Origin of the sequence: Bradyrhizobium septentrionale, assembly GCF_011516645.4 — a bacterium.
Lineage (GTDB): Bacteria > Pseudomonadota > Alphaproteobacteria > Rhizobiales > Xanthobacteraceae > Bradyrhizobium > Bradyrhizobium septentrionale.
In genome coordinates this window covers 7,294,753-7,310,001 of the sequence record NZ_CP088285.1, presented here as the reverse complement: position 1 = coordinate 7,310,001, position 15,249 = coordinate 7,294,753, and the positions used below count along the sequence as shown (strand labels likewise).

Annotated in this window: 20 protein-coding genes; 12 read left to right on the top strand and 8 right to left on the bottom strand. The window is 65.3% G+C overall.

Going from position 1 to position 15,249, the window contains the following annotated elements; genetic code table 11:
* Nucleotides 1-270 precede the first annotated feature (270 nt).
* The 7 genes from HAP48_RS36560 (at nt 271) to HAP48_RS36530 (ending at nt 3,439) form a co-directional block, all read left to right on the top strand.
* Nucleotides 271-444 (top strand): hypothetical protein, encoded by a 174-nt coding sequence (locus HAP48_RS36560; RefSeq protein WP_166204622.1) that lies wholly within the window; start codon nt 271-273, stop codon nt 442-444.
* A 10-nt stretch (nt 445-454) separates the two neighbouring features.
* A complete protein-coding gene (gene pdxY / locus HAP48_RS36555; protein WP_166204621.1) occupies nt 455-1,327 on the top strand; it encodes a pyridoxal kinase PdxY in 873 nt (290 codons plus the stop codon).
* Nucleotides 1,328-1,344: 17 nt separating this feature from the next.
* Entirely contained in the window at nt 1,345-1,971 is a 627-nt protein-coding gene (locus HAP48_RS36550; protein ID WP_166204620.1) for a LysE family translocator, read from the top strand.
* Nucleotides 1,971-2,315, top strand: a complete 345-nt coding sequence (locus tag HAP48_RS36545) for a tRNA-binding protein (protein WP_166204619.1) — start codon at nt 1,971-1,973, stop codon at nt 2,313-2,315. Before HAP48_RS36550 ends, HAP48_RS36545 begins: the two co-directional genes overlap by 1 nt.
* Before the next feature lie 141 nt (nt 2,316-2,456).
* Nucleotides 2,457-2,687, top strand: coding sequence for a DUF6894 family protein (locus tag HAP48_RS36540; RefSeq protein WP_166204618.1), 231 nt, complete (start codon nt 2,457-2,459; stop codon nt 2,685-2,687).
* 9 nt (nt 2,688-2,696) lie between these two features.
* Nucleotides 2,697-2,867 carry a hypothetical protein gene (locus tag HAP48_RS36535; protein ID WP_166202819.1) on the top strand — a complete coding sequence of 57 codons (171 nt, stop codon included), beginning with the start codon at nt 2,697-2,699 and terminating at the stop codon, nt 2,865-2,867.
* A gap of 335 nt (nt 2,868-3,202) precedes the next feature.
* Nucleotides 3,203-3,439, top strand: a complete 237-nt coding sequence (locus HAP48_RS36530; protein WP_029082208.1) for a hypothetical protein — start codon at nt 3,203-3,205, stop codon at nt 3,437-3,439.
* Between the two features lie 35 nt (nt 3,440-3,474).
* Here HAP48_RS36530 and HAP48_RS36525 read toward each other — a convergent pair whose 3' ends face one another.
* The 3 genes from HAP48_RS36525 to HAP48_RS36515 form a co-directional block, all read right to left on the bottom strand.
* A complete protein-coding gene (locus HAP48_RS36525; RefSeq protein WP_166204617.1) occupies nt 3,475-5,070 on the bottom strand; it encodes a hypothetical protein in 1,596 nt (531 codons plus the stop codon).
* A gap of 244 nt (nt 5,071-5,314) precedes the next feature.
* A complete protein-coding gene (locus HAP48_RS36520) occupies nt 5,315-5,836 on the bottom strand; it encodes a DUF1993 domain-containing protein (RefSeq protein WP_166204616.1) in 522 nt (173 codons plus the stop codon).
* 151 nt (nt 5,837-5,987) lie between these two features.
* A complete protein-coding gene (locus HAP48_RS36515; RefSeq protein WP_175612257.1) occupies nt 5,988-6,173 on the bottom strand; it encodes a hypothetical protein in 186 nt (61 codons plus the stop codon).
* A gap of 189 nt (nt 6,174-6,362) precedes the next feature.
* On the opposite strand from HAP48_RS36515, the gene HAP48_RS36510 reads away from it, so the two are divergent.
* On the top strand, nt 6,363-7,091 hold the full coding sequence (locus tag HAP48_RS36510) for a class I SAM-dependent methyltransferase (RefSeq protein ID WP_166204615.1): 729 nt from the start codon (nt 6,363-6,365) through the stop codon (nt 7,089-7,091).
* Between the two features lie 129 nt (nt 7,092-7,220).
* Here HAP48_RS36510 and HAP48_RS36505 read toward each other — a convergent pair whose 3' ends face one another.
* Together HAP48_RS36505 and HAP48_RS36500 are read right to left on the bottom strand one after the other, a co-directional pair.
* Nucleotides 7,221-7,400, bottom strand: a complete 180-nt coding sequence (locus HAP48_RS36505) for a hypothetical protein (protein ID WP_029082211.1) — start codon at nt 7,398-7,400, stop codon at nt 7,221-7,223.
* Between the two features lie 450 nt (nt 7,401-7,850).
* Nucleotides 7,851-8,432, bottom strand: a complete 582-nt coding sequence (locus HAP48_RS36500; RefSeq protein WP_166204614.1) for a septal ring lytic transglycosylase RlpA family protein — start codon at nt 8,430-8,432, stop codon at nt 7,851-7,853.
* A gap of 384 nt (nt 8,433-8,816) precedes the next feature.
* Between HAP48_RS36500 and HAP48_RS36495 the strand changes: the two genes are divergently transcribed.
* Nucleotides 8,817-9,887 (top strand): hypothetical protein, encoded by a 1,071-nt coding sequence (locus HAP48_RS36495; protein WP_166204613.1) that lies wholly within the window; start codon nt 8,817-8,819, stop codon nt 9,885-9,887.
* 81 nt (nt 9,888-9,968) lie between these two features.
* Here the strand turns inward: HAP48_RS36495 and HAP48_RS36490 are convergent, their stop codons facing one another.
* A complete protein-coding gene (locus tag HAP48_RS36490) occupies nt 9,969-10,598 on the bottom strand; it encodes a L,D-transpeptidase (RefSeq protein ID WP_224741651.1) in 630 nt (209 codons plus the stop codon).
* A gap of 175 nt (nt 10,599-10,773) precedes the next feature.
* Between HAP48_RS36490 and HAP48_RS36485 the strand changes: the two genes are divergently transcribed.
* The gene (locus HAP48_RS36485; RefSeq protein WP_166204612.1) at nt 10,774-11,157 is read left to right on the top strand and encodes a hypothetical protein; all 384 of its coding nucleotides are present in this window, start codon (nt 10,774-10,776) and stop codon (nt 11,155-11,157) included.
* A gap of 9 nt (nt 11,158-11,166) precedes the next feature.
* Here the strand turns inward: HAP48_RS36485 and HAP48_RS36480 are convergent, their stop codons facing one another.
* Complete coding sequence (locus HAP48_RS36480) at nt 11,167-11,949, bottom strand: SDR family NAD(P)-dependent oxidoreductase (protein WP_166204611.1); 783 nt, start codon at nt 11,947-11,949, stop codon at nt 11,167-11,169.
* 24 nt (nt 11,950-11,973) lie between these two features.
* Nucleotides 11,974-12,564 (bottom strand): NADPH-dependent FMN reductase, encoded by a 591-nt coding sequence (locus HAP48_RS36475; RefSeq protein WP_166204610.1) that lies wholly within the window; start codon nt 12,562-12,564, stop codon nt 11,974-11,976.
* A gap of 179 nt (nt 12,565-12,743) precedes the next feature.
* Here HAP48_RS36475 and HAP48_RS36470 point away from each other — a divergent pair, with 179 nt between their 5' ends.
* Together HAP48_RS36470 and HAP48_RS36465 are read left to right on the top strand one after the other, a co-directional pair.
* Nucleotides 12,744-12,998, top strand: coding sequence for a hypothetical protein (locus tag HAP48_RS36470; protein ID WP_166204609.1), 255 nt, complete (start codon nt 12,744-12,746; stop codon nt 12,996-12,998).
* Between the two features lie 165 nt (nt 12,999-13,163).
* Nucleotides 13,164-15,245 carry a methyl-accepting chemotaxis protein gene (locus HAP48_RS36465; protein WP_166204608.1) on the top strand — a complete coding sequence of 694 codons (2,082 nt, stop codon included), beginning with the start codon at nt 13,164-13,166 and terminating at the stop codon, nt 15,243-15,245.
* The last annotated feature ends 4 nt before the right edge of the window (nt 15,246-15,249 follow it).

Below are 15,249 nucleotides of genomic sequence, written 5' to 3'. Positions count from 1 at the left end.
GCTCCCGACTCCATCACCGTCATCCTGAGGTGCGAGCCTCTTCGGCGAGCCTCGAAGGATGAATCGGCCAGAGTGGGGCCGTGCATCCTTCGAGGCTCGCCCAGCGGTGCAAGTGCACCGCAAGGCTCGCACCTCCGGCGACAAAGGCGAAGCCTTTGCGCGGGGATGACGGAGCTTAGCAATGCCGGGAAGGCGCGATCCGCCGTTGAACTCGCTGATATCGGCGGGTTACCCTGTCGCCAATCACGCCCTCCCGCTGGAAGGACCACCATGAACGGCAATCGATATTATGGCGTCCGCGTCGAGGGTGCGAAATATGGCGTCGGGTTCGGCTCGGCGCTGGCGATTGCGATCTCCTACACCAACAATCACTCGATCCTGTGGGCGATCATCCACGGCATTCTGGGCTGGCTCTACGTGATCTATGCCGCGCTGTTCGGGTGATGCTGAGGACATGACCGTCATCTCGATCCAGTCGCAGGTCGCGTGGGGCCATGTCGGCAACAGCGCTGCCATTTTTCCGATCCAGCTGCATGGCATCGATGTCGTCGCCGTGCCAACCACGCTGCTGAGCAACCGGCCGGGCTATTCGACCATCCGCGGCCGGGTGCTCGACGTGCAGCTGGTCGCCGACCTCTTGCGCGGCATCGAGGAGCGCGGCGCGGTCGAGAGCGCGCGGATGATCCTGTCGGGCTATCTCGGCTCGGCCGATATCGCGCTCGACGTCGCCGATTTCGTCAACCGCGCCAAGGCCGCGAACCCGGCCCTGCTCTATTGCTGCGATCCCGTGCTCGGCGATCGCGACCGCGGCATGTTCGTCCGACCGGATATTCCGCCGCTGGTGCGCGACCAGCTCTGCCCGCTCGCCGACATCATCACGCCCAATCATTTCGAGTTCGAATTCCTCTGCGGCGCGCGCGTCACCACGACCGATGAAATTGTCGCGCAGGCCCGCGAGCTGATGGCGCGGGGACCCGCGTCCATCGTCATCACCAGCGCCGAGATTGCCGGCACGCCCGATGGCGAGATCGAGACGCTTGCAATCGAGCGCACGGGTCCTGATAGCGTTGGGGCGTGGCGCGTGCGCACCCCGCGGGTGCCGATCAGCCCGTCCGGCACCGGCGATCTGTTCGCCGCCCTGTTCGTCGCCGCCCGCGTGCGCGGCCTCGAGACACCGGACGCGCTCAGCCATGCCGCGTCAGGCATCCACGGCGTGCTGCAGCGTACGGCGCAGAGGGGAACCGAGGAAATGCGCATTGTCGAAAGCGCCGACGTGATGCTTGATCCGAAGCCACGCTTCGCGGCAGTCGCCATTTCCGCGGCCTAACATCCGGGACACGTCCGATGACCGACATCACCACCCTCCTCACCTACGCCGCCGTCGTGCTCGGCCTGTTCCTGATCCCCGGGCCGGCCGTGCTGCTGGTACTCGCGCGCTCGATGACCGGCGGGCCGCGTGTCGGCGTCGCGACCGGGTTCGGCATCGCGCTCGGCGACCTCGTCCACACCGCGATGGCGACGTTCGGCCTGTCGGCCGTGCTCATGACCTCGGCGCTGGCGTTCTCGATCGTCAAATATGCCGGCGTGATCTACCTGATCGTGCTCGGCGTCCGCGCTCTGTTCGAGAAGAATGACGACCTGCATTTGCCGGCGTCGCAGCCGGTCGATCCGCGGCGCGCGTTCCGGCAGGCGATCTGGGCGGAGATGCTCAATCCGAAGACCGCGCTGTTCTTCCTCGCCTTCCTGCCGCAGTTCGTCCACCCCGGCCACGGCTCGGCGGTGACGCAGTTCGCGACGCTTGGCCTGATCTTCGTCGCAATGAGCGCGGCCTATACCTCGCTGCTCGCGCTCGCCGCCGGCCAGATCAGCCCGTGGATCAGGCGGCATCGCCGCATCGGGCAATGGCAGGGCCGCGTCGTCGGCACGATCTACATCGCGCTCGGCGTCCGCCTCGCCTTCCAGGAGCGCTGATGGTTCCGCTCAAGCCGCAGGCCAGCTACGACGACTTCGCCCGCCTCGATATCCGGATCGGCAGGGTCGTCGAGGTGCAGCCGTTTCCGCGCGCCCGCAATCCCTCCTACAAGGTCGGCGTCAACGTCGGCACTGATCGGATCATGTGGTCGAGCGCGCAGATCACCAATTACGAGCCGGCGGCGCTGCTCGGCTCGCTGGTGGTGTGTGTCTGCAATCTCGGTGCGAAGAACATCGCGGGTTTCACCTCGGAACTGCTGATTCTCGGGGCGAAGGACGCCGATGGCAGGGTGATCGTGCTCGGCCCGCGCAGCGAGGTGACGGTCGGCGAGTCGATCTTTTAACCTTAACCGCCGATCACGGCCGCGTGATTCAAATCGTCAGGAATCCCCGTAGTTTACCGATGGGGGATGACCCGGATTCTCCGTGCCCGCGCGCACTGCTATTTTTGTGCGTGAGAATCGCTTCGGCATGGGAATTGGAAGATGTCTGCAGTTTTCTTTCACTGCTCCGACGACAAGCACGTGATCCTGGATCGCATCGGCACCGCGATGGATCTGACGGACGTGCGCGTGTATGCCGAGCAGCTGGCCCGCAGCTACATGATGACACCGAGCGCGGAAGACTGGCGCAACTGGGCGGTCCACGTCACCGACGATATCGGCACCGAGATTTTCGACCTGCCCTTCACTGCCGTGCTCGGCGAGCTGCACTGAGGGCATGTCATGAAATCGATGGAACTTGCACTGCAGCCCCTGCGCCGCCGCCTCGCCCGCCTCATTGCGGATTGCCTGGCGCTGATCGAGAGTGTCTGCCACCCCTATCGCCCCGAGCTGTATTACATGCGCGGGCCCGGCCCGAAATGCCGCGCCAGGCAAGCCACGCTGCGCGACTAGTTCCAGGGCGTCCGCGACGAGAAAAGGCCGGCGGGCGTTACGCCACCGGCCTTCTCCTGCAGCTGCCGGTTCCCGGAGCCCGGTTCCGCCGCAATTCCACTTGGCATTCCACTTGGGCCCAAGCTTGCGACGACAGTTTTAATCAAATCTTAACGGCATGGCGGTGTGCTGGAGCACAGGACTCCTTCGCCGTGCGACGCGTGATTGATCGTTCATCGTGCTGGATGTGCTGCACACCGTTTTTGCGCGATCGCCCGACGATTGTGCGCCACGCATCTTAGGGAACGCACGACTCAGTGTTACCCTGTGATGCAAACCGAAACGGAGACTTCGGAATGCCGTACTACACCTTCGATCTCGTGGTGGGGGACGAGTTCCGCAATCAAGGAACCATCATCCTCGAAGACATCAGCCTCGCCTCTGATCGCGCCGACCAGCTCGCCTGCGAGCTGTCGCAGGTCAAGCCGGAGCTGAAGGCGCGCGGCTGTGCCGTGCGCGTAACCGACATCGACCGGCGCGAGCTCTACCGCACGCCGCTCGATCCTGTGCCGCGTTGGCGCCGGATCGGCTAGCGCCGGCAGCTTGGGGCGTTACGTGATCGCGCGGGTCAGCGCGCGGTTTTGATCATGCTGCGCCCGGCGACCGGGTCGACCAGGCTCGGCAGGAAGCTGAAATTGGCCGACGTCTTGTTGTCGACCAGCGTCGCGAAGTTGTGACAGCTGACGCAGGAGCCAGGACCCGGCAGGCTCGGATCGCTGCCATTGTAGTTCTGGATATAGGTCTCGAGCGTGGTGTTGGAGAGCATGCCCGGCACCGCATTGGCGGGCACCGGATTCGGCGGCGTCGGCGGTTCGAGCTGCCCGCCCCATTGCGTGCCGATCAGCATGTAATTCTGGAACACGCTCTTCAGCGAGCCCAGCGCCATCCGCCATTGCTCGTTCAACACCGTCGTCGTCGGATAGATCTGCCAGCAGCGCACCGCCTGCGGCATCGCCGTTGCCTGGCTGGTCGCGCCGTGCGCATAGGGCCGCGTCGGATTCCACGGGAATTGCGTCTTGGTGCCGAGCAGACCCTGTGGCGCGATATTGGTGCCGAGCCCCGACTGCGCCGGGTCGTAGAAGGAATAATGCGCACCGGGCGCCGCAGCCGCCGGCCCGCAGCTCGGCTTGTTGATCCAGTAGGTCGGCGACGTGGCGCTGCCGCAGCCGTTCGACACGTTGCACGGCTCCTGCGCCAGCGGCGCGTTGTCGACATGCTCGAAGGTCGCCCAGATCCATTGCGGCAGCAGTGCCTTGTTCTGCTCGACGAACGGATTGCGCTGCAGGATATGCATGCCGACCAGCCCCACCTTCTCGCTGCGGCAGAACGGCTTGCCGTTGCGGACGAGATCGCCGGAGACGGCGAGCAGGATGTTCTGCGTGTAATATTTCGACGCGTCGTCCTTCGCCGGATCGAGGATGCGCCAGGCCGCCTTAATCTCGATCGAGCCATTCTTGCCGTCGGGGACCGACGCCGACGCGGTGAAATCGGCGCCCTTCGGATTGGCCTTGATGAAATTGCGCTGCCCGTCGCGCGTCGTCAGCGTCTGCGCCGACAGTCCCTGCGGTGCGCGCAGATACAACGCCTCGATCGCATTGACGCGCCGCTCGAACAGCGTCCAGTTGCCGTTGACATCGATCAGCGGCAGATTGGTCGAGGCCTGCAGGAACTCCTCGTTGTTCGGCGCCGGCTTACCGTTGCCGTAGGAGCCGATGTAGAAGATCGGCAGGGCAAGCGCCTGGGGGCAGCCGGCCCTCACCTTCGAATTGCCGAACAGCGCGCTGACCTTGGGATAGGTCTGCCAGACCCGCGATCCCGGCACCGTCAGCCCCTGTGCGGCCGGTTGCTCCACGCCGCTTGCCGCCCAGTTGAGCGCCACGAACATCTGCCAGGCCATGTTGTCGAACGGCGTCTGCACATCCTCGGATGCACTCCGGGGCGGATCGCCATAGAGGCCGTTATAGCCGACGGTCAGTCCCAGCCGCGAATCCGGGCCGATATAGGCCGGCAGCTTCGAGCACAGCGCGCCGGTGTTGCCGCTGACGCAGAACTGCGCCTGCGGCTGATCGGACGACTGGGTCTGCGCAACCGGCCGCAACGGCGACGCCACGATTGCCACTGCAACCAGCAGCGGCAGCACGATTCCGACAAGCCATGTCTTCATGGGAGTCCCCGAACATGCCCGGCCAACGGCGTTCAAGCACGCACGACGAGAGCGCCGCCGAACCGCCTTCACCGGCAGTCAGCAATTGAGTTGAAACCATCAATCGCACTACCTGAGATTTATAGCACCGTTCGGGCCGCGCCACAACCGTGATGCGGACTCACCATCTAAGATTGTATATACCAGCAAGCGGCAGCGCGCGGCGGACATCTCCCCGTTCAAGACCGGCCGGTGCGAGGCCCGGTCACTTCTTCAGATTCAAGCGGCCGATGAAGTCGCGCTTGCCGAGCGGCGCGCCCTTGTGACGGAGGATGTCGTAGGCGGTGGTTGAATGGAAGAAGAAGTTCGGCAGCGAGAACGACATCAAGAATCCTTCAACCGTGAACAGCATCGACCGCTCTCCGACCTTGAAGGTGATGTCGCGCCCGAGCAGCGCGTTGACCGCATCCGGCGTCAGGTCAGACAATTCGCTGTGCGCGTCCTTCACCAGCGTCTGCAGCCCGGCGTAATCCAGATCGGGCTTGCCGGACGGCGGGGCGAACACGCCGTTCTTCGCGGCCTGCATCGCGCCGCGGGAATGATGCGCGAGCGAGACCACCTGAAAGCGGAACGGCAACATATCCGGAAACAACCGGGTCTCGACAATCTCGGCCGGATCGATGCCTGTCTCCTTGAAATGCGCCAGGCTCTTGTCGAGAAAGCCAATGGCGGCGCCGAGAACCTGCAAATAGTTGGCAACGGTCGCGTCGTAGAGTGAGAAGGTCATGGCGAATTCCCCAAATCAAATTTGTCTGCGGCTTGCCTGAACAGAGTTCCCGGAATTTCCGGCGAAGGCAAGCGGCGCGAGGGAGTTCGCAAAACGAATGAGGCGGCGCGCAGCACCGGATCATTCGATCAGTCATCGCCGTTTCCGGCAGTCAGCTCTGATGCGGTCCGCGCATCATCTTCATGGCGTCCTCGACGTGGCGCCAGTCCCGGGCTTGTTCGGTCTCGCCCTTGCTCTCGCAGTCGACGGCATTTTGCGCCGCCTGGGCGATCGCTTGCAGGCCGTACGTCTGCAACATCTGCCGCGCGATAGTGTGGATTTGCGTCTCGGCTATCATGACGCGCTCCTCCGCTGCCGAATGCCGCGGGGACAGGCGTGACCGCGTGCCCCGCGCGCTGACATTAAAACCGCCGAACGCGCTGTCTGGTTCCAGCCTCACCGCCCTACTCGACGGATTCGGCGGTTCCCACGCGCCGCGCCGGCGGTTACAGAGAGATCACTCCGACCGACACGAGTTGCCGTGCCCATGGCGCAGAACATCTATGACGATCCCGGCTTCTTTGCCGGCTACAGCCAGTTGCCGCGGCAGGTCCGCGGACTGCTCGGCGCGCCCGAATGGCCCGCGATCCGCGCCATGCTGCCCGATATCGCCGGCAAGCGCGTGGTCGATCTCGGCTGCGGCTTCGGCTGGGTGTCGCGCTGGATGCGTGAGCAAGGCGCATCCGCCGTTCTGGGTGTCGACCTCTCGCAGAACATGATCGCCCGCGCCACGGCGATGAGCCAGGATCCGGCTATCGCTTACGAGATCGCCGACCTCGAAACGCTTGAGCTGCCAAAGGCGACCTTCGATCTCGCCTACAGCGCCCTCACCTTCCACTATATCAGGGATTTCGATCGTCTGGCGCGCATGCTGTATCGCACGCTCGTTCCGGAGGGGCACCTGGTCTTCACCATCGAGCACCCGGTCTACATGGCACCCGCCCATCCGGGCTGGGGGCAGGACCAAGACGGCCGCAAGACCTGGCCGGTCAACCGCTACTTCATCGAAGGCGAACGCCGCACCGACTGGTATGTGAAGGGCGTGCTGAAATATCACCGCACGATCGGCACCACGCTCAACGCGCTGATCGGCGCCGGCTTCACGCTGCGCCATGTCGAGGAATTTTCCCCGACGCGGGAGCAGGTCAAGGCCATGCCCGAACTGGCCGACGAGCTCGAACGCCCGATGATGATGCTGGTGTCAGCGCAGCGTTAGAACACGATCCGGAAAAGTGAGAAGCGGTTTTCCCTCGCGACAAACGCAGAGCGTTTGCGCGGAGATCATGCTTAAAACAAAGACCTAAAGCGCGATGACGATCTAACCCAAACTCATCGCGCTTTAGCACTATGCCGCCAGCAGCTTGTCGAATTCCTCGGGCGGGTATGATTTTCCGTCCTTGTCGGTGATCACGACCTGCCATCCTTCGCTCGCCCAGACCTTGGCCTTGGCGACGATGATGAAGGTGCTCTCCCGCTCGATCCTGACCGTTTCGTTCTCGCGTTCTGCGATCATCTTGTAGGCCAACGCTTGTCCCTCGCCGACGCATTCTGCTCCGTGGTGTGTTGGCAGCGGCGTTGGGCCGCAATTCGCCGGGAGCGTGACAATTTGGTGAAAGCGATGGCGCAGGATATGGCAGCACGCAGCGTGCGGTCGCGCCTACGCCAACTTTCCCATCAAGGTCGGCATGTGCCAGGTCTTATGCCAAGGACTTTCCGGAGATGGCTCGGATCCGGTCATCAACTCATGCAGCGAGCAGACCTCAAAGAAAAACCCCGCCTTGGAGGGACAACGCCAAGGCGGGGAAGGTTCATTGGGTTGAAATCCACGCGCCTGGAAATGGAGAGCGCGGGGAAGTAGCGGCAACAATTCTATTTGCTGCGCAAATTCGGACAACAGGATTAAAGCGCGCGAAATGCCGGGACTTTTTCCCGATCGAGCTGGCAAAAATCCCGAACCTGGCTTCTGCCACGCCGTTCACTGCACGACGTCGAGCCTGACATTGGCGACGCCCTTGCCGACCATGCCGAGCGATTGTGCGGCGGAATACGAGACGTCGACGATGCGCCCGGGAACGTAGGGTCCGCGATCGTTGACGCGCACGGTGACGGAACGGCCGCTCTTGACGTCGGTGACGCGCAGCCTGGTGCCGAACGGCAGCGTGGGATGCGCGGCAGTCAGTTCCTGCCCATCGAACTTCTCGCCGCTCGCGGTTGGCTGCGCCTCGCTGTAGAAGCTCGCGACGCCGTGCGACGCGATCTTGGTGTCACCCGTCTTGCGCGAGGCGTAAGGCGTATGCCTGCGCGCAACTGCAACACGTGTGCGTGGCGCAGAGGATACTGCCCGTGTCGGCTCGATCGAGGCTGGCCGGCTCGCGAGCGCCTGTGAGCGCTGGCTGACAACGGAGGACTGCGCGCAGGCCGCCAGCGAGGCCGCGCCGATCGCCACGGCGAACAGCCTGAGCGGCTTTCGGGCATGCACAAACAGCATCGAGGGCGCAGCGCAGTGCGCGCTGCGTTTGACGCCGACGTACGAGATGACTGCATCGTCGCGTGACATGTTGCACCCCCAACTTGCGCCCCAGCCCAAGCCGAAAATCCAACAGTTGCCTATCAGCCGAATCCAAACGGGGCGGAACGGTGGCGGAGCACGGTCAGACGTGCCGCACGTCCCCCGATTTCCCCTCGGCTGTGGTGGATACGCCACACAACCGAGGGAGATTCAGTCCGGAAATGCAGTCCGGCGCCCCTCGCGAGTGTACGTGGACGCTCGTGCCCCCTCGCCTCCGGCTTCGGTTCCCGAAACTCCCCAACCTCTCCACCCTCTCGCCTTGCTTTGGTCAAACCGGACTGGAGTCGTGGGGACAGGGTCAGGGGTCGATACAGCGCGCTAATTTGCCGGCCGCCCATTTGCGGTTGACCTTGGACTGAAACGGGGACCGCCATGCAATCCACACTGAAAGATGCAGATCCGCACGATATTTTCGCGATTGAGCCGAGCTTCGCACCGGCACGTAAGGACGATGCCGCAACACCGGCACAAGCCGGCAAGGCAGCGCCGGACCAGCGCGAGCCGTGGTTCGGCCCGAGCCTCGCGCCCTCATCGGTGCCGCCGATCGCGTCCGTCGCCTCGATGCCACCAGTCACGCCGGTGTCAATGACGCCGGCACCGACCGCGCCAGAGTACAGCGCCGCAAGCCATGACGGCAGACTGGACGACATCAGACTGGAGCGCGCGCCGCGCCCCACCAACAAATGGGCGGTCCGCGCCTTCTGGTTCGTGTTCGCGATCGCCGGCGCCATGGGCACCGCGGCGTGGCAACACTACGGACATCGCGTCAAGCAGGTGGTGGCGGAGTACGCGCCCCAGGTCGAGGCCCTGACGTCGCTGCTGCCAGGCAGAGCCACTCCCGCTCCCGACCAAGCGAGCCCACCCGCGCAGGCGGCTGCCGCCGATCAACCGGCTGAGACCGCTCCGGCCGCTGTGCCACAGGATGTCGCCACGGCCGCGCCCGCTCCAGCCGCAGCACCGGCGGCGGCAGCGGTGCCGGTTGCGCCCGCCGCCCCGGCAGCGCCAGCCGCAGCCGCACCCGACCAGGCGCAGTTGCTGCAGTCGATGGCACGCGATCTGGCGTCGATGGGGCAGCAGATCGAGCAGCTCAAGACCAGCATCGATCAGCTCAAGGCCGGCCAGGATCAGTTGACACAGCGTGTCGCGAGGACGACCGAGACCCGGGCCGTCGAGCCACGGCCGGTCGCACCGCGTCCGCGCGCCGCGATCACACCGCCGCCGGCGGCGCCCCATGCGGCCGTTGCTCCGCCGCCGGTACGCCGGCCGGCCCAGGCCTACATCCCGCCGCCACCCCCGCCGGCATCGGCGGCGCCGCTGCCGGCGCCGGTTGGAGCCGCACCGCAGGCTGCAGCACCACGGCCGGTGCAACCGCAGCAGCAGTCCAGCGTGGTTGATGCCGATGATGGCGGCCCTGTGGTTCGGCCGCCGATGCCGCTGCGCTGAAGGCCAGCCGGCGATTGAAAAGAACGGCGGCCGATCGCGATACGCGATCGGCCGCCACTGCCACTCATCACACGATACGAATTACGCGCTCTGTCCCGGCGGCAGCACGACCACGGTCGCACCAGGCTTGACCCGCTGGTAAAGATCGATCACGTCGGGATTGTTCATGCGGATGCAGCCCGACGAGATTGCCTGCCCGATATATTCGGGCTGGTTGGTGCCGTGGATGCGGTAGAGCGTGTCCTTGTTGCCCTGGTAGAGGTAGATGCCCCGGGCACCGAGCGGATTGGCCGGCCCGCCGGCGACACGCGCCGGATACGGCCCGAGCCGCTCCTGGATATCCTTGGTCGGAACCCAATCCGGCCATTCAGCGAGGCGGCCCACGGTGGCGACACCTGAGAACGCCATCGCCTCCTCGCCCACGGCGACGCCGTAGCGGATCGCCTTGCCGCCGGGCAGCACGTAATAGAGGTAGCGCTTGTCGGTATCGACCAGGATCGAGCCCGGCTGCTCACGGCGTGTGTAATCGACAATGTGGCGCTGGAACTGATCCGGGATCTTGGCGTCCGCATAGGGCGGATGCGCCAGCAACTGCCGATCGCGCGGCGTCATCGCGGCATCCGTCACCGGCGACAGCGTCGCCTGCATGCAGCCGCCAAGTGCAAGCGAACCCACCAGCACAGCAGCAAGCCCCAATTTCGACACGATCATTCTCCCCTGCGTCAACTTCTGCCACATGCTGCCGAAATCGTGCTGAAATCGTGGCAGCCCCTTCTGGAACACGGCCGTTTGATCGGTTCCTATGGCGACTGTGTCCTGCGGGTTGCAGTCGGTTCCCTTGGGCGCTAGCGTAGTAAAAAACGTCCAAACCCTTCGGAGGAATTCCATGCGTTACGCTCTGCTGATCGGCGGCCTGATTGTCGCAGCAACCCCTGCCCACGCCGATCCGCGCGCCGCCTATGTCACGATGGTGCTGCAGGCCTTTGCCGCCAAGGTCGAGTGCCCCGGCACCGATCTGGTCTATCAGGACCTCGTGCAGCGGGCGCAGGACATGCACCTCCCCGACGGCACCACCGAGCAGGTGCGCAAGGCAATCGCCTACCTGCACACCGGCGGCAAGATGGGCGAGAAGCAGCCCGACGACCTGATGACCGAAGTTGCGATCGCAACCCAGACCACCGACCTCGATCAGCGTCGCGCCGGCAGCATGGCGACTTGGTGCCAAGACCAAAAGACGCGGCTTGCGGGCTACATCAGGACCAAGGAGTAACTTCGACTCTCAGTCGAGCTCCGGCGGCGCGAACCAGTTGGTCAGCGACAGACCGCCGTCGACCACGATCGATGCGCCGGTAACGTAGCCGGAGAGCCTGTGCGACAGCACGGCCAGCGCCATCGGCGCGAGATCGTCGGCCTGGCCAAGCCGCCCGAGCGGGATGTGCTTGGCGAGCGCGGGATCGGCGACGAAACCGCCGGCCGCGATCGCGCCGGGCACCAGCGCATTGACGCGGATGCCATAGTGGCCCCAGCTCTTGGCAAGCTCCTTCACCAGCATCGCCATGCCGGCCTTCGCCGTCGAGTAATGCGGCAGGTTGCGCGGCGTGCCGGCATGCAGCGAGGTGAGCAGCAGGAACGAGCCCGGCGTCTTCGCTGCGATCAGCCTGCGCGCCAGTTCGCGCGACAGATGAAAGCCGGCATCGAGATTGACCACGTGCATCTGCCGCCAGGTCTCATCGTCGACCGCCATCGCGTGATCGGCCTCGCGGCGCGGCGGCGAAGCGCTGTGGACGAAATGGGTCACCTGCCCAAGCTTTGCCTGCGCATGCGCCAGCAAGGCGTCGCACGCTTCGCGCTGCGCGAGATCGCCGATCCAGGGCACCGCAAGCTCGGGACGCGGGGCAGCCTTGATCGCGGCCAAAACCCTGTCCTCATGCAGATCGGCGAACACCGTGCGCACGCCTTCGCCGACCAGGGCCTGCGCGATCGCGCGGCCGATGCCGTTGCCCGCGCCGGTGACCAGGGCGGCCTCGCGCGCGGGATCGAAGGGCGATGTGAAAAGGCTCATGATCCCTGAACTCCGAGGACTGGTTCAATACGGCGGCGCCTTGCGCGCCCGCTGCGCCTTGGCGGCTTCCATCCACCAGGCAAGATCGTCGGCAAAGCGTGGGAAGGCGCGCTCGAGCGATTTGCCGCCCTCGCCGATCGGCTGGCCTTCGGCCGACAGGGTCTGCGCGATCGGCCCCGCGCTGATCGTGCTCGACACCACAACCATGCCCATCTCCGACAGCGTGCCGTGCCAGGCGGTCGCGGCGCGCGCCCCGGCGAATCGTCCGGCCGAATAGCTCGCGATCGCCGCGGGCCGCCAGAACCATTCCTCGAGGAAATGATCGGTGAGGTTCTTCAGCCCGGGCTGCATGCCCCAGTTGTACTCGCCGGTGACGAACAGGAAGCCGTCGGCGTCGCGGATCTTTCCGGCGAGCGTTTCGAGCACAGCCGGCGCGTGGCCCTTGGGATGTTCCTTGTACATCCGGTCGAGCATCGGCAGACCGACCTCCTTGGCATCGATCAACTCGACATCGTCGCCGCGGGCGCGAAAGCCCTCGACGACGAAATGCGCCAGCCGGATGCCCATGCGATCCGAACGATAGGAGCCGTAGAAGACGAGAATGCGGTGGGTCATGATGGGGCGATCCTAGCACGGTGCGGCAACAGCGTCCTGCGATGCCACGCGCAGATGTTAATCGCCGTCCCAGTTCGTTTTCCCGGCATTAAGCAATTCGTCGCAGACCATACGCTGCGGCCCAAAATCGCCAGATTTCTTCTCTGGATATGAATTCGCTTCGAGAAGGAGAACCCGACATGCGGATTGCAGGGCTGGTTTTCGCAGGCTCGCTCGCAGCCATCGCTGCCATTGCAACGCCAGCGCTGGCGAAGAGTGCCGAGCGGCAGAAAGCCGACGACAAATCCACCACCACCACAACTTCAGCCGGTTGCCAGGCCTATCAGCAGGCCGCGGACGGCACCTGGACCCAGCTGCCCTGCGGCGAGGCGGGCTCGGGCGGCGCGACCCAGCACCGCCCTGCGACCAAGGGCGCTGACGACGACGAGCACTGAACGCCACGCACGGCGGGGCGGCGCCTTGAACTTTTGGACGGTTGGACTTTCGGGCAGGATGGATAGCCCGGAGCGCCGCGGCTCGCGTATCGTAAACCCAAGCTTAATGCGCACAAGGTACGGTTGAGGCCTCCCCTCTCTCGTCCAGAATGGCGCGCGCATCCCATGAAAATCGGTACTCTCCTGACGGCTGCGATCGTCTCCTTGTCCGCGGTCGGCGGCGGACTGGCGGCTTATGTCGCGGTGACCAAGTACCAGACCATGGACAAGATCTCGACCGCGCAGGGCCGGCTCGAGATCGTCCGCGCCGTCGGCGATATCCCGCGCTACATGAACCCCGAGCGCGGCTACGCCACCAATTTGCTGCTCGGCACCGCCACGATCGATCCGAAGCAGATCGCCGAACTCGACCGTCAGCGCCGGCTGACCGACGGCGCGCTCGCCAAGGTCAACCAGGTGCGCGCCGCGCTGCCGGGATCGCTCGACGACGGCGAGGCGGTCGCGAGCGCGATCGATGCGCTGAAGCTGAAATTTGCCGGGCTGCGCGACGCCATTGCGGCTGCAATCGCCGGCCCGGCCGATGCCCGCCGCGCGGCCGCCGGCAAGATCGTCGCCGACAATTCCGTGTTCAACGCCGGTGTCACCACGCTGCTCGATGAGCAGGTGCGCCGGCTTGCCGGCCTCGACGGCAATGCCTATCGCCAGGCCAGCTACGCCAACGTCGCCTGGACGCTGCGCGACATCGGCGGCCTCAATGCCAGCCTGCACAAGGCGCTGGTCGGCGCCAAGCGTGTCGCGACCGATCAGGAGAAGCTGGAACTCTACCGCTCGACCGGCCGCACCGAGCAGATCCTCTCGACGCTGCAGGAGCTGCGCAACAATCCGGCAACGCCAGCGAACGTCATGACGGCACTCGGCAAGATGCAGGCCGATTATGTCGAGCGGTTCGGCAAGGCGCTGAAGTTCGCCAAGGAAGGCGCGGTGACCGGCAAGTACGAGCAGGACCTCGACACCTACTACCCCGAATCGCAAATCGGCCTCGCCGCCATCATCACCGTGCGCGAGGCGCTCTACGAGAATGCCGAGCAGGGCCTTGCGAGCGCCTATTCGTCGGCGCGGCTCAGCTTCGTGATTGCGCTGGTCGGGCTGCTCGCGGTCATTGCGGTCAGTGCCGGCCTCATCGTCATGGTCGGCCGCCGCATCCTCAACCCGATCGCCGCCCTCACCGGCCGGATGTCGCGTCTCGCCGCGGGCGAGGTCGCCGAGGCGATCCCGGGCGCCGCGCGCAACGACGAGATCGGCGCCATGGCCGCCGCCGTGCAGGTGTTCAAGGACAACAAGATCGAAGCCGATCGCCTCGCTGCCGAGAAGGAAGCCGAGAACGACGTCAAGATGCGCCGCGCCCGCGTGCTCGACGATCTGACCCACGCCTTCGAAGCCAAGGTCACCGAACTGGTCGGCGGACTGTCGGCTGCATCCTCAGTCATGGAGGATACGGCGCAATCGATGTCGGCCACCGCCGCCGCCACCAACCGCCAGGCCGCGGTCGTGGCTGCCGCGTCGGATCAGACCTCGACCAACGTGCAGACGGTGGCGAGCGCGACCGAGGAACTGACCTCCTCGATCTCGGAGATCGCCCGCCAGGTCGCGACCTCGACCGAGATCGCGGCGCGCGCGGTCGACCATGCCCGCCGCACCGGCGACACCGCGCGTTCGCTGGCCGACGGCGCGCAGAAGATCGGCGACGTGGTGACGCTGATCCAGAGCATCGCGGCACAGACCAACCTGCTCGCGCTCAACGCCACCATCGAGGCGGCGCGCGCCGGCGAGGCCGGCCGCGGCTTTGCGGTGGTCGCCTCGGAGGTGAAATCGCTCGCCGGCCAGACCGCGAAGGCGACCACGGAGATCGCCGAACAGATCACCGCGATCCAGACCGCAAGCGACGAGACCGTCACCGCAATCAGGAGCGTCGTCGACGTCATCACCGAGATCGACCAGATCGGCACCGCGATTGCCGCCGCGATCGAGGAACAGGGCTCGGCAACCCAGGAGATCTCGCGCAGCGTTCAGGAAGCCGCGCGCGGCACCCAAGAGGTCAATTCCAACATCTCCGGCGTGCAGCGCGCTGCCGACGACACCGGCGCTGCGGCAACCCAGGTGCTGGGCGCGGCCGAACAGCTCTCGACGCAATCCAAGGACCTCGCCGGCCAGGTCAACCGCTTCCTCTCCGACGTGCGGGCGGCGTAATCAG

What these genes read in the sequence shown, in the direction of transcription:
- HAP48_RS36470 (WP_166204609.1), top strand. Translation starts at nt 12,744, where the DNA reads ATGCGGATTGCAGGGCTGGTTTTCGCAGGCTCGCTCGCAGCCATCGCT.
- HAP48_RS36475 (WP_166204610.1), bottom strand. Translation starts at nt 12,564, where the DNA reads ATGACCCACCGCATTCTCGTCTTCTACGGCTCCTATCGTTCGGATCGC.
- HAP48_RS36545 (WP_166204619.1), top strand. Translation starts at nt 1,971, where the DNA reads ATGGTTCCGCTCAAGCCGCAGGCCAGCTACGACGACTTCGCCCGCCTC.
- HAP48_RS36520 (WP_166204616.1), bottom strand. Translation starts at nt 5,836, where the DNA reads ATGACCTTCTCACTCTACGACGCGACCGTTGCCAACTATTTGCAGGTT.
- HAP48_RS36540 (WP_166204618.1), top strand. Translation starts at nt 2,457, where the DNA reads ATGTCTGCAGTTTTCTTTCACTGCTCCGACGACAAGCACGTGATCCTG.
- HAP48_RS36480 (WP_166204611.1), bottom strand. Translation starts at nt 11,949, where the DNA reads ATGAGCCTTTTCACATCGCCCTTCGATCCCGCGCGCGAGGCCGCCCTG.
- HAP48_RS36525 (WP_166204617.1), bottom strand. Translation starts at nt 5,070, where the DNA reads ATGAAGACATGGCTTGTCGGAATCGTGCTGCCGCTGCTGGTTGCAGTG.
- HAP48_RS36465 (WP_166204608.1), top strand. Translation starts at nt 13,164, where the DNA reads ATGAAAATCGGTACTCTCCTGACGGCTGCGATCGTCTCCTTGTCCGCG.
- HAP48_RS36500 (WP_166204614.1), bottom strand. Translation starts at nt 8,432, where the DNA reads ATGTCACGCGACGATGCAGTCATCTCGTACGTCGGCGTCAAACGCAGC.
- HAP48_RS36550 (WP_166204620.1), top strand. Translation starts at nt 1,345, where the DNA reads ATGACCGACATCACCACCCTCCTCACCTACGCCGCCGTCGTGCTCGGC.
- HAP48_RS36495 (WP_166204613.1), top strand. Translation starts at nt 8,817, where the DNA reads ATGCAATCCACACTGAAAGATGCAGATCCGCACGATATTTTCGCGATT.
- HAP48_RS36490 (WP_224741651.1), bottom strand. Translation starts at nt 10,598, where the DNA reads ATGATCGTGTCGAAATTGGGGCTTGCTGCTGTGCTGGTGGGTTCGCTT.
- HAP48_RS36530 (WP_029082208.1), top strand. Translation starts at nt 3,203, where the DNA reads ATGCCGTACTACACCTTCGATCTCGTGGTGGGGGACGAGTTCCGCAAT.
- HAP48_RS36515 (WP_175612257.1), bottom strand. Translation starts at nt 6,173, where the DNA reads ATGATAGCCGAGACGCAAATCCACACTATCGCGCGGCAGATGTTGCAG.
- HAP48_RS36560 (WP_166204622.1), top strand. Translation starts at nt 271, where the DNA reads ATGAACGGCAATCGATATTATGGCGTCCGCGTCGAGGGTGCGAAATAT.
- HAP48_RS36485 (WP_166204612.1), top strand. Translation starts at nt 10,774, where the DNA reads ATGCGTTACGCTCTGCTGATCGGCGGCCTGATTGTCGCAGCAACCCCT.
- HAP48_RS36535 (WP_166202819.1), top strand. Translation starts at nt 2,697, where the DNA reads ATGAAATCGATGGAACTTGCACTGCAGCCCCTGCGCCGCCGCCTCGCC.
- pdxY (WP_166204621.1), top strand. Translation starts at nt 455, where the DNA reads ATGACCGTCATCTCGATCCAGTCGCAGGTCGCGTGGGGCCATGTCGGC.
- HAP48_RS36510 (WP_166204615.1), top strand. Translation starts at nt 6,363, where the DNA reads ATGGCGCAGAACATCTATGACGATCCCGGCTTCTTTGCCGGCTACAGC.